A 12317-nucleotide genomic window follows, 5' to 3' on the forward strand; every position below is an offset into this window, starting at 1 on the left:
GGTCAGGGATGTGCTGGGGTGCGGTCACGGATATGCCTGGGGGTTCGGCGGGGTCGGGTCAGCAGGTGGCTGTCCGTTTCCGGTGGGCTTGCGGGAGCGGAAGCTGGCCATCAGTCCGCCGGTGGCACGCCCCGCCGGTGCAGGTGGAGTCAGAGGTGGGGTGCGTCGTTCGGCGGCGCCTCGCCGGGGTAGTTGCGGTCGGCTGGCGCCTTGAGGCGGGGGCGCGGTCGCGCTGTCGTGCGCCGTGCCGGGCCGGATGCGCCGGGGGAGTTCGGCGGTATCGTCCGGGCCCGGCAGTGTGTGGGCTCGGAGTGTCGGACCGGGCGCCGTGGGCGTTGGCCTGCGTGGGGTGTGTGGGGGCTGGATGGGCGGGTTGTGCGGTTCGGTGGGGACGAGTAGTCCGGTGGGGATGATGACGACGGCCTGGGTGCCGCCGACGATGTTGGGGCCGAGCCGGATGGCGATGTTGTGCTGTCGCGCGAGGAGGGCGGCTACGAGGAGCCCGATGTGGCCTTCGCGCAGGCGGGTCCGTGGGTCCGCGCTCTCGGGCGCGGCCAGCAGCCGGTTGAGCGCTTCCCGCTTGTGCTGTGTCATGCCGGTTCCCCGGTCGAGTACTTCGATGGCGATCCCGCCGTCCGTCTGAAGGACGTGGACCTCCACTCGGTCGTTGGAGAAGCCTGTCGCGTTCTCCATCAGAGCAGCGAGCAGGTGGACCACGCTCGGGCTGATGTATCCGGGCAGGGCGGCGGAGGAATGGTGTGAGGGCGCCACGCGGACGCGCTGGTACTCGGGGATCTCCTGGACTGCCCGCCGGATCACGGTGGCCAGCAGAACCGGTGCACTGACACGGGGAGGGAGGCTGCCGCCCAGGACGGTGAGGCTTTCGACCTCGCGGCGGATCTGGGTCAGCAGATGGTCGACCCGGAAGAGGTCGGCCATCAGCTCCGGATCCTCGACGTCCCGTTCGACGTCGGAGATCACGGTGAGGCTGCGATTGACCAGACTCTGCAGACGCGGCGCGATGGATTTGAAGACTTCCGCGAGCTCCGCCTGCGCGTGGAGCTGCTGGTGCTGCCGGGTTGCGACGGACATCACCGCCCGCCACGCCTCGTCGAAGGCCGTCTCCAGGTCGTCAGCGGCGGCGGAGGGCACGGCCGCGCGGCGGGGTGGGGATGGCGGCGGCATGCTGCTGGAGGCAGCAGTACCTTGTTCAGCCTGGTCCACTGCCCAGCGCACCTGCGCACGGCCCCTGCCGATAGCGGTCCTGACATCGTGAAGGGCCTGGTGGGCGGCGTCTGTCTGTCGCCGGGCTTCCGCTACGTGCCCGAGCAGGTGGCGGCGGGCTCGAGCTGTTCTCGCTGCGGCCCACCACAGCGAGCAGGCGGTGGTGGCGACAGCTGTTGCCATGCTCAGCGTGGTGGGCAGGATCTCGGTGCGATCAAGCAGCCAGCCAGCAGCCACTGCAGCCGCAGTGAGCGCGTTCGCCTGTATGGCCGGTGCAGGTGCCGCGTTCTCGCTGGCGTGCGCGCGGTGCCGCCGGGCAGTCCTGGCCGGGGTTGGGGAGTCACGCATCGCACCGCTCCTACTTGGCAATTCCCTGCGGCAGGACAGCGCTCGTGGTGTGCTGCTCCGCATCGGCGACCGGTCGTGCGGCGGGATCGGTGTTTCTGTGCCGGCAGACCAGCCAGGCCCCGACATGGTGGGCGAAGGCCATCTCGTCGAGAGCGAGGAGTCTGCTCATGGGCTTCTGCGGCGATGGGAGAACGAGTAGGAAGGCAAGCGGTCGCGAGGCAGCGGTCATGAGATGGACTTCCGCTCCATGTCCTCGGCAGCGCTCATGAGCGCCCCGTGAGTGGCGTCACGGCTCCAGGCGGCATCGGCGGCCTCGCGCAGTCCGGCGCTGATGACACGTGCGGTGCGGGAACCGGTCTCGTAGCAGGGGAAGAGACTGTTGCGCACCACCATGCGGTGTCCGTGGAGCGTTACTTCGGCGGCCGGGCCGACTGATTGGATGAACAGCACCTCGCTCAGCGGCAGGATGCGGATGGTGGCGCCCGGCCCGGTGGGGGTCTCTTGGGCGGTGAGGTTGGCCAGATGCCGCAGTTGGCTGGCCAGCGTTGCGGGACGCGCGCGCCGTCCTCGGGTCAGCACGGTCTCGTCCAGCAGCACGGTCCACCGCTGATCCGAGGCCCAGGGCACGTGGTGCACCCATGCCGGCAGCCCGGGGGCCGGCTCATCGGGGGAGATGCACACTGCCGGGTCCAGCAGGGCCTGCTGGTAGTCCCGGGTGCGCAGGCGGACGGGTACCACCATGCAGTACTGCACGACCGTGGTTGCCGAGCGCATCAGGCTGATGAGACGGGCTGCCGCTTCGTCACCTGCCACGTCCGCCCACCGGTCGTGCGCGGTGCTTCGGCAGCTGCCCTGCGTCTCGTACCTGCTGTGGTTGTCGTCCAGGGGCGGAAGACTCCGCACCATGAAGTCCAATTCGTCGTCCGCCACGCCGTAGTGACGTAGCAGGGTGGTGAGCGCGTCCGGGCGGATGGGGGAGTGGGCCCGCTCCCACCGGCTGACGGCTGCCGGGGACACCCGGACTGTGAGGGCTGCCTCCTCCAGCCCGATGCGATACGCCTCGCGCAGGCACTGCAGGTAGAGGCCCGTCATGATCTGAGCGGGCGCCTGTGGCACCTCGGCCGGTGGCGACGGAACAGCGTGAAGCATGGCGATGAGTTCCTTGCGTGGATGGTTGAGCCGGGGCAGAACGGCGCAGAGAAGGGGCGGCGGGGCGGAAGGCCATCGGCGGGGGCCTTCGAACGAGCGATTCAAAGCCGGCGCGCAGCCGGGCAGCTCTGCCCCGGGGCATCACCCAGTCGGGTGGCCAGTCCGGAGACGCTGACCACTGCCTCGTACGGATCCGGCGAGGGGCGGGGGCTCACCGAGACGGCGAACGTCGGGGCGAAGAGGTGACCGCGGTCAGCGCGGCAGATCCGCCAGAGGTCTGCTGCCTGACGCGGGGTCTCGTCGCAGCGTGTGTGCGGGTGTGACGGGGAGGGCATGCCAGCTGCCGTTTCGCAGCCGGGCACGGGTCAGGCTGAGTGCATCGTGCAGCGCGTCGGCCGGGGTGACCACGGCCCGTTCTGATCCAGGGCTGGTCACCCACAAACCCGTACAGCCGCGGTATCCGCCCGCACCACAGCTTCGGGACCGGGCCGTGGGGATGCAGTCGGAGTGCGCGGCCCTCCACCGGTGAACCGTCTCCGGCTCCACTGGCACGACGAGTTGGCGATGGATCATGCAGTACTTGAACGGTCCGACGTTGATGCCCTGCGCAACGAGCGCGTCGATAGCGGGCAAGCCGAGGGCCACACCCACCCGGACTGAGGATAGGCCCACTGCCAGTTCAAAGGGCGGTTGCTCAGCGACAGCGATACGCCACAGATGGTTGCTACGTAACGTCATGAAGATCTCCAACAAATGATGGGATCTGGTGCCCCGACTGGCGGGGGCGGCTTGCGCGGCACCAGATCAGGGAAGGCCGCATGGGCCGGGGGCGAGTGTGACGCCAGCCCTGACGCAACCCCGGGGAGGGGTGAGCTGTCGGCCGGGCAGGCAGCCCGGGCGCGGGAGGCAGGTCGCCGATGTCCACGGCCGGAGCCACGGTCACCGCGCCGGGCAGGAGGCTGGGGGCCACGAGCCGGTCCCCAGCAGTCGGAGTCGCTCGCAGCGGGGAGTGGCGGCACCCTTGGAAGCCGCCCGGCAGGCATCGGAGAGAGGTCATGTCACCGCCGCCTCGCGCGGCAGAGGACGCTGCGGTACACAGATGTCACCGGACGGCAGGAGGTACCCGGTGTCCTCGAAGGTCACCACGCCGTTGCACAGCAAGCTCCATCCGGCCTCGGGTGACGCGGTGTAGACGCTGGCCGCCAGGCGGTCGGCAGCAGTGGCCGACGGACACTTGGGCGAGTGCTCACACAAAACTCCTGCGGCGCGTAGCGCCCAGAGCACCGCACGGACGGCGAACGCGAACCTGACCAGCGGCATCAGGGCTTGGGCGTGCCTTCCCGGCACCTGAGCCTCACAGGCCCAGGCCGTCTCCAGCGCTTTGGTCACAGGCTCGCTTCGGGTGGGTACGAGTGTCCCAAGCTGCATGAGGTGACCGCGCAGCCGGAGCATCAGGTCTTGGATGTCCTGATCGGTCCCAGGAATGGGGCGGCCGTCCGTCAGGACCATGGCCAGGGTCTCCCGGGCGGCGGAGACGACGCACCGTGTGGGGGTGGAGTGGCGGCCGGTGCGGATGCGGGCAAGAATCACGACGCAGCCTCCCCAGAAACGAGATCCAGTTCGAACCACACCGTCTTGCCGGTCTGGCTTGGCGAGGAGAGGTCCGCTCCCAAGCGTGTGACCAGGGCATCGAGCAGGTGGAGCCCTCGGCCGGCCTCCTCATCCACTGTCGCGGTCCGCGGATGCGGCTGTTTGGGGGACGGGTCCTCCACCTCCACCCGCAGGCACCCGCGCCCATGCATGGCCCTCATGGCGAACCGGCCCTCCGACTGGTTCTCGCACCCGTGCACCATGGCGTTCACCATCAACTCCTGGGCGACGAGCACGATCGTGTCCGCGTACTCGGTGAGCCCCGAACTTTGGAGCAGGCTGGCGAGCTGACGCCGCGCACCGGCGACAGCGTCCGCCCGGGCAGACACCACCATCGCCACCTGGAAGTCACGCGCGCGGCAGGTCGGTACGCTCTCGCCTCCGGACGGACATCCGTCTACCGGTCGGCCGCTCGGCGCCAGCGGATCGTTGGCGCGCGTGCTCCGAAGGCCGGTAATCGTGTACTGCAGTTTCATCAGCTGCCCTTCCCGGCCCCGCAGGAGCCATTTCCGGTCACCAGCCGCACGTATGGCCAGGAGACGGCCGGTTCCGGTACGCCGCCTGGGGGTTCGAGGAATATCGTCTTCACGAGACAACCGCGTGCCGAGGCCGGTGGGAACGCAGGCGAGCTCGGCAAGGCGATGCACGTGATGCAAGATCGTTTCAGGGACAGGGGCGCACACCCATGGGGCGCACACGCAACACCCGGCTGGAAGCCGCAATCCAGGAATGGGGCCTCTCGCAGCGGCAACTGGCTGCCCGCTTCAGGGCTGTTGCCGCAGAGAACGGTGCAGTGGAACTCCTGCGGTACGACCAGTCCCGTATCGCTCGCTGGATCGGTGGCGCCGTCCCGGAGGGTCGTGCAGCGCATATCTTGGCCGAGACGCTCTCCCGTGGCCTCGGTCGCACCATCACGCTGACGGACATCGGGCTGGCACCGGACGACACCGCTGACCCGCAGGCGCAGGCGTGGAGCTTTGACACCCTCGCGACACTGGCGAACCTTGGGAGCACGGACATGGACATAGCTCGGCGCCAGGTGCTGGCGCAGTCGGCCTACTCGGTCGCCGGTCTGGCCCTGCCCTCCGAGACCTGGTGGCAGGAGGCCGCCGAACGCGCACGCACCCGCAAGCCGCTGTCGCAGCACACGGTCACGGCAGAGGACGTTGCAAGCGTGCGCGAGATGACAGCCTTCTTGTCTCAGCGCGACCAGCAGCGCGGCGGCCGGGGCATGGGCCGTGCTGCCCTGGTCGCATACCTGCGCACCGACGTCGCCATTCTCTTGGCCGCACGATTCCCGTCCGACAGTCTGCGCCAGGACATGACGTCGGCTGCTGCCGAACTGGCCTACCTTGCGGGCTGGACGAGCTTTGACGCGGGAGAGCACCCCATCGCGCTTCGGTGGCTCACCCTCGCAACGCAGCTCGCCGAGGAGGCCGGCGACGCGCCGCTCGCTGGTCACGCGCTGCGGGCCATGGCCCACCAAGCCGTGGACCTGCACCAGCCAACGGAAGCCGTCCGCCTGGCCGAGGGATCCCTCTCCAGCCGCCGCTACACCGAAGCCTGCTGGCGGGAGAAGGCCTTGTTGGGTGTTGTCCACGCGCGCGGGCTTGCCGCCGCCGGAGACAAGAAGCGGGCTGTGGTCGCACTTAACCGCGCGGAGTCCGACCTGGCGCGCGCCAGTGCCAGCGGTGACGAGCCCGCCCGGGTGTGGTTCTTCGGAGAGGCGAGCCTCGCTCATGAAACCGCGGCTACGCTCCGGGATCTGGGGGACCTCAAAGGCGCCGAACGCGAGTTCAAGCGCAGTGTCCGCACCCGGCGCAAGCAGTTCAACAGAACTCACTCCGTCACCTTGGGATACCTCGGTGAGGTTCAGGTCCGGCAGGGGCAACTCGATGCGGCCTGTGCGACCTGGCATCAAGCCCTCGATACGATGACCGGCGTCCAGTCCGGACGGGCACGGGAGACTGTGGTGCAGATGCGCCGAGTGCTGCACCCCGTCCTCCGTCGAGGTGGTGGGTCTGCCGCAGCCCTCGACGCGCGAGCCCGAGCGGCCCTCGCGGACACGTGACCCGTACGGTAGGGAAGCCCGGTGCAGAGAACCCTTCTCGCGGCGCCGAGGGAGAAGACCCACGAGAGGTGGAGCGTGTTCGACCAGTACATCCAGGTTCCGGTGATTGCCACGGTCGTGGGCGGCCAGACTGGCCGGCTCGACGACTACAAGGCCGGAGTCGAGTCGGTCATCCGCCTCGTGCCGAGCATCCCGGAGAGTGCCCTGCAGGGCATCGAGGAGTTCAGCCACCTGGAGGTCGTCTGGCACTTCAGCCTGGGGTCGGACGACGACGTCGAGCTCGATCCGCGAAGTTCTCGCGGCAATCCGGACTGGCCAGCCACCGGAGGCCTCGTCCACCGCAACCACAGGCGACCAGCCCGAATCGGCATCTCCTACCCGCGTCTGATGCGAATCGAGGGTCGGGACCTGCACGTCACGGACCTGGACGCCGACGCCGGAACTCCCGTTATCGACCTGGCGCCTGTCTTCCAGGAAATGCTGCCCCGCGGACCTGTGCACCAGCCGGAATGGCCTACTGACATGCTGCGGAACTACTGGACGCGAGCAGACGAGCGTCCTTGAGCTCCCCTGCTTCCAAGCCGCCCGCCTGGACAGGGTTAGGCGAAGCCCGTCCATGCACGTTGCCGCTATCAGGGTATTCTGAACGACAGCAGAACGAGATTGCACTGTCACAGCCTGGCATGGGCTCGTCAGGAGCGATTCCTTGCCGATCGCTTCCTCGTCTTCGGGTGGGACGAGCCACTGAACGGCCACGAGAATGAGCCCGCGCCCGTGCTCCTCATTGACGCCCGTGGGGCGCGGCAACGGGCAGTCGTTGCTCACAATGATCCTGAGCCGGCGGTCACCTTGGCGTCGGACCCAAGCATCTACGTGGCTGGCCGATGCACGCGCAAAGGCGTTGACCATTGACTCACGGCACAGCAGTTGTGTGTCACCCCTCGGGTCGAGGCGGCTCCAACGGTTCAGTCGCGCCGGGGGAGTTTTCCTGAGGCGTGGGGTCCAGGCGGCCCCCTCGGGCCTCCCTATGAATACGGGATCCGGACGCCGCTCGTCAGACCGGTTCACGGCCGACGGGGCCTCTACGCGCTGTGCCACTACGACGTCGGAGTCAGGTGTGCGCCGACAGGTGCGCTCCTGGTCCACGAGGTGTGCAGCCATGCTCACGGGGCTTTTCCTCCGGCTTGAGTTGCCCGGCCCGACGGGGTGGCAGAACCGGGCGTCCCTCCATGCGCACCGTCACTCTGATGCCGCATGACCCAGATAACACCTGTTCCTGGAAAGGGGGTTAGGGGATCTGACGCCGAACATCCGTGAGTACCCTAGGGGATTTTGACTAGTGCTTTACCTTGCGATGTCTTCGCAACGGAACTACCTTGCGTTCATGGAACCCGCGCAACGGAGCTCTCGAAGCGTGGATGAGAGAGCAACAGCACAGCGCCAACAGCCTGGCTAGAGCCGTAAATTCAGGGCTCGAAGCACTCACTGGGAAGCTTGGAACGTACGACGGTCGCCATGTCCGCGAGTGGCGTGCCGGACGGGTCCGCTGGCCTAGTGCAGCCACTCGCCATGTCTTAGCTGACCTCTCCGGAAGGTCCGCCGTCGACTTAGGGTTCGTGCCACGGAGCCGCACATCGTTGGCAGCCGCACCGCAGGAGGACCCCATGTACCGCCGCGCACTCGTTACCGGAGCCATCTCAGTCGCCGTTGCTGCTGCTGCACCGGGAACAGCCTCGCCCCGCAAGATCGGCATGAGCGACGTCGGCCGTCTCCAGGAGAAAATCGCCGCGATTATCGCCAGCGACCACAAGCGTGGCGGCCAGCGTGATATCGAGCAGCAGGCTGCGGCCCTAGCCGACACGGCCTTGAACCTACAGAACTCCGGAAGTGCCACACAGCGCGTACGCAGCAGCCTCTACGCCACCGCTGCCGGCTTCCGCTCGTCAGCGATGTGGGCAGCCATCGACGGACGCCGCTTCAAGGAAGCCATTGCCCACATGCGGGAGGCGCAGACCCTCGCGGAACTCTCCGGCGACCAGGCAATCAAGTTCCGGATCTGGTCTCACGCCGGCACTCTCTACCGACACATGGGACGTCCCGCAGACGCTCACGCAGCCAACGATGTCGCCCGCACCCTGCACATCACCCGTCGCGACCCCATGTTTGCCTCCCTCGGCATGGCCCGCCAGATGGCCATCCAGGGCGTGTCGCACGAAGTGCGAAGCCTCCCTCGCATATTCGACCGGGCGCATGAAGCTATGCTACGCGCCAATCCGAACGACTTCCGCCCGGTCTGGCTCCTGGCCTTCTGGGACGAGGCGGAGCTTCACTCCCTCGCCCTCAGCGCCCACCTGGCCGCCGGCGATTGGCCAACCGCCGAGTACCACGCACACCGGTGCCTTGCCTCACTCCGACCGCACATGCAGCGCTCACGTGCCATCGCCACCAGTCGCCTCGCGCAAGCGCAGCTTGCACAAGGCGACGCCGACACCGCCACCTATACCGCGATGAATGTGAATTCAGAAGCGGCTATCCAACACCCGCGTGTATCGAGGATGCTGCAGGAGTTCGGTGCTGCCCTGCGGGCTACGGCACCAGGCGGCGTGAACGCGCGCACGTGGACCGAGCACACAGCCGCCTGGAGGGCCCCCGCATGACTTCGGCAACCGCCATCGAACTCCGCTCCTTCAATGATCTGTTCGCCGTCCGCGGTGACCTGCTCGACGTATACGCAGAAGTTCGCGCGCCCCTGCTCCACCTTGCCAACTACGCGGTGAGCAGCTTTGGCGAGCGGCTGGACAGACACGGGGCCGAAGACGGTTTCCAGGCTGTCCTCGCGTACGAGGATGGGCACCCGGTGGGCTACGCCTACGGAAACCGAATTGAGGACGGGGACCGCTACTGGCAGCGAATGGACCCAGAGCCCAGCGAAAGGTACACAACGTGCGCGACCGTTGCCCTGAAAGAGATAGGTGTTCGGCCCGCCTGGCGCGGACTCGGTGTAGCGCGGAGCGTCCACGACGCCTTCCTCGCCAGCCGCTGCGAGCCGTACGTGACCCTGATGGTCAATCCGGCGGCCGGCGGTGGGAAGGTCCACGCCCTGTACCGGTCGTGGGGGTACGAAGACCTTGGCCATAGCCAGCCGTCACCCGCGTCACCTCGACTCGCGGTGATGATCCGACCAACGGCATGAATTTGGGTGAGTCATCCCGACTTCGTCGGGTCGTGCAGGGGGAGATGTATTGCGCACCCAGGACCGTGCTTGAGGTTGGCCGCAGAGTCGAGGTGTCCTCGGGGTGACACCGATCTCGTGTGCAGCACCTGTGAGCAGGCAGGTCTGGTTACACCCCGATGGCGCTCTCCTGCATGGAAGGCGCCGAGAACGGCGTAGGTCCACGACTGGGCAGACCGTATGCGAGATGGAGCGTGACCAGGGTGATCGACCTTCGGCATTTCGGCCATGGATGCCTCCCGGAGGGCTTCAAGCACATGCTGATTGAGGTGCATGCCGACTCCTACTCCGAAGCGATGGACGACGAGTTCAACCAGCGGTTTCCCTGGTTCGTCGAACACTGGTCAGGGAAGGACGGCTTCACCTGTGTTGTGGCCTACGACGGAGATGAGCCGACCGGCTTCGCGTATGGTGCGCCGCTTCAGCCAGGTCGCGAATGGTGGCGCTCTACCGAGTTCGAACCGACCAACGGCTACACCTCGACCTATGCCGTCTCCGAGGTCATGGTGAGGCCGCAATGGCGGAAATGGGGCATCTCGGATCGCCTGCACGAGGCCCTGCTGCAGGAGCGGAGCGAGGACCTTGCCGTTCTCCTGGTCGACGTGACCCACCCGAAGGTCCAAGAGCTTTACGAGAGCTGGGGCTATGAGAAGACCGGCGAGCAGCAGCCGTTCGCTGACTCTCCGCTGTACGCCGTCATGGTGAAGACACTGCACGCCTGAACGCCGTCGCAGCGAGGAAGGCAAGGGGGGCGGAATGCGGGAGTGCTGGGAAGCTCAACGCATGCACAGCGAGCGGGTCCGGTCGGCGATGCCGTACGCACCGTGCCGCAGGTCGGCGATGACGACGTTCAGTAAGCGCCACTCGATCGGCTCGGGGGCCAGGGAGACGTCCGGCCGTTCCCCCCACGGGCCCTAGGAACTGCGGGAACCGTAGATGAGCGGCTGCACCTGCTGTCGGCTCGGAAGTCGGAACGCCTGACCAACCAGGCCGAGTGGGTTCGCTTCGAGGGATCCGGGGACGCTAGCGAGACCAGCCGCGCACACCCGTACCGGCTCCCTTACCTCCACCGAGACCGGGGCCAGCGGGGGCGAGGGTGCTGCGTTCAGGATTCTCAATACGGGGCTCAGCTCGCCAGCCTCCATGTTGTCGCACGCTGTGGGGGGCGGAATCGGCATGGCTAGTGCTCGCTCCCGCCTTCCCTCAGAGCACACAAGCGGAACGATCCTGCGGTGGAGCTTGGAAGAATGGGCTTGGCCCCGGGGAGGTTAGGCAGCCGCATGCGGAGATTGGATCGTCCGAAGGGCCGCAAGTCCTTCTGCCGACGAACTCGGGGTGGAAATTACCCACCGACGCCGACACGCAGAGTGTGGCGCGCAGGCCGGCGGCGTATGGTCACACGATGACACGCAAGCTACTGGTACGAGGGGATGCGGGAGCGGCAGGGCAGAGCACGCTTCTCACGTCTCGTCCGCACGGTAGCAGCGCTCCTCAGACCAAGCAGGCGCTGGCTCGCCACCTCAGTCGTTGAGATGCGAGCACGGCACTGTCCAAGCTGTCGCCGACCTGGAATCTCGTCAGAAGACCGCAGACCTGACGTCGATACAGCAGGGCTGCTGAACACCAGGACCTACCGCTGTCCTCGCCATCCAACTACTTACCGTGCACCAGATTGTCAGCCTGCTGGTGCATCGCGCTTCGCGCGGGCTCGGTCTACGAGGGCACCAAGTATTGGCAGTGTAAGGCCAGCGAAAAGGAACAGTACGGCCATGTCGCAGGCTGTCGTCGGTGAACGTGCTGACCACGCTCTTGAAGACGAGTCAACGCGTCACGGCTGCCATCCCCATGGCTCGCTGGACGGCGGCCGCCCATTCCGCCCCCTCCATGAGGAGCCACTCAGCGTTCCTCGGGCCCCTTCACTCGTCCGGCCGTCTCGCCCCCGCTCCCTGCGACCACCGACCTCATGGAGCATCCGTCCATGCGGACCGCCGTCTCGGCGGCAGCGCGTCGCGCCCGCTCCGACAGCGCTACCGCGAGCGTCAATCAGGAACTCGACCAGGCGGGCGCGGAGTCGGCGGTCCCGGCCCGCGGCACTGCCCGGTCCCTGCTGGACCAGCTGGCCCCGGGCATCGCGGACACCACCCACCCGCGCGATCTCTCGGAGGGCCAGAAGCTCGCCCTGGTGCTCGCGATCCAACTGGCGGCCGCACCGCGGGTGGTGCTGCTGGACGAGCCCACGCGCGGCCTGGACTACCGGGCCAAGTCGGAGCTGATCCGCATCGTGGACCGGCTCGCGGCCGAGGGCCGGGCGGTGGTGATCTCCACGCACGAGGTGGAGTTCGTCGCCCGCGCGGCGGACCGGGTGGTCGTGATGGCGGAGGGGAACGTCGTGGCGGACGGCCCGACGGAGGAGGTCATCGTCGCCTCCCCCGTCTTCGCCCCGCAGACGGGCGAAGATCCTCGGCCCGCTGCCCTTCCTGACGGTGAACCAGCTGACCGCCGTCCTCCCCGCCTCAGCGGCCTCGGACGCGGCGGACGCCGGAACCGGGGGCGCGGGTCGCACCGGGGCCGGGACCGCGGGTCACGCCGGACACGCCCGGCCCACGGACGAGGCACCCGGGGGCGCGGCGCCCTCCGGGGCCG

The 12317-nt window shown here is 67.8% G+C and carries 10 protein-coding genes and 2 pseudogenes; 6 read left to right on the forward strand and 6 right to left on the reverse strand.

Annotation, left to right across the window (positions count from 1 at the left end):
- Positions 1-24 precede the first annotated feature (24 nt).
- From JE024_RS39605 to JE024_RS39625, 6 genes and pseudogenes are all read right to left on the reverse strand, one after another.
- Positions 25-1572 (reverse strand): ATP-binding protein, encoded by a 1548-nt coding sequence (locus tag JE024_RS39605; RefSeq protein WP_205378796.1) that lies wholly within the window; start codon positions 1570-1572, stop codon positions 25-27.
- A 10-nt stretch (positions 1573-1582) separates the two neighbouring features.
- Positions 1583-1741: a hypothetical protein gene (locus tag JE024_RS39610; protein WP_205378797.1), complete on the reverse strand. Its 159-nt coding sequence runs from the start codon at positions 1739-1741 to the stop codon at positions 1583-1585.
- 56 nt (positions 1742-1797) lie between these two features.
- Positions 1798-2721: a Scr1 family TA system antitoxin-like transcriptional regulator gene (locus JE024_RS39615; RefSeq protein WP_205378798.1), complete on the reverse strand. Its 924-nt coding sequence runs from the start codon at positions 2719-2721 to the stop codon at positions 1798-1800.
- 1053 nt (positions 2722-3774) lie between these two features.
- Positions 3775-3975, reverse strand: a complete 201-nt coding sequence (locus JE024_RS39620) for a DUF5999 family protein (RefSeq protein ID WP_205378966.1) — start codon at positions 3973-3975, stop codon at positions 3775-3777.
- 18 nt (positions 3976-3993) lie between these two features.
- Positions 3994-4350 (reverse strand): annotated as a pseudogene (locus tag JE024_RS42050) (DUF6415 family natural product biosynthesis protein); the annotation flags it as partial.
- Positions 4308-4847 (reverse strand): ATP-binding protein, encoded by a 540-nt coding sequence (locus JE024_RS39625; protein ID WP_205378799.1) that lies wholly within the window; start codon positions 4845-4847, stop codon positions 4308-4310. The gene JE024_RS39625 and the pseudogene JE024_RS42050, both read right to left, overlap by 43 nt.
- A gap of 209 nt (positions 4848-5056) precedes the next feature.
- On the opposite strand from JE024_RS39625, the gene JE024_RS39630 reads away from it, so the two are divergent.
- The 6 genes and pseudogenes from JE024_RS39630 to JE024_RS41755 all read left to right on the forward strand — a co-directional run.
- Complete coding sequence (locus JE024_RS39630; RefSeq protein ID WP_205378800.1) at positions 5057-6442, forward strand: NsdA family TPR-like regulatory protein; 1386 nt, start codon at positions 5057-5059, stop codon at positions 6440-6442.
- A 75-nt stretch (positions 6443-6517) separates the two neighbouring features.
- The gene (locus JE024_RS39635) at positions 6518-7006 is read left to right on the forward strand and encodes a TrmO family methyltransferase domain-containing protein (protein ID WP_205378801.1); all 489 of its coding nucleotides are present in this window, start codon (positions 6518-6520) and stop codon (positions 7004-7006) included.
- An 812-nt stretch (positions 7007-7818) separates the two neighbouring features.
- The gene (locus JE024_RS39640; RefSeq protein WP_507232750.1) at positions 7819-9099 is read left to right on the forward strand and encodes an NsdA family TPR-like regulatory protein; all 1281 of its coding nucleotides are present in this window, start codon (positions 7819-7821) and stop codon (positions 9097-9099) included.
- Positions 9096-9635 carry a GNAT family N-acetyltransferase gene (locus tag JE024_RS39645; RefSeq protein ID WP_205378803.1) on the forward strand — a complete coding sequence of 180 codons (540 nt, stop codon included), beginning with the start codon at positions 9096-9098 and terminating at the stop codon, positions 9633-9635. Before JE024_RS39640 ends, JE024_RS39645 begins: the two co-directional genes overlap by 4 nt.
- Positions 9636-9868: 233 nt before the next feature.
- Positions 9869-10396, forward strand: coding sequence for a GNAT family N-acetyltransferase (locus JE024_RS39650; protein WP_205378804.1), 528 nt, complete (start codon positions 9869-9871; stop codon positions 10394-10396).
- A gap of 1256 nt (positions 10397-11652) precedes the next feature.
- Positions 11653-12006: pseudogene (locus JE024_RS41755) on the forward strand (AAA family ATPase); the annotation flags it as partial.
- Between the last annotated feature and the right edge of the window lie 311 nt (positions 12007-12317).

The sequence above is a fragment of the Streptomyces zhihengii genome (genome assembly GCF_016919245.1).
GTDB classification, from domain to species: Bacteria; Actinomycetota; Actinomycetes; order Streptomycetales; family Streptomycetaceae; genus Streptomyces; species Streptomyces zhihengii.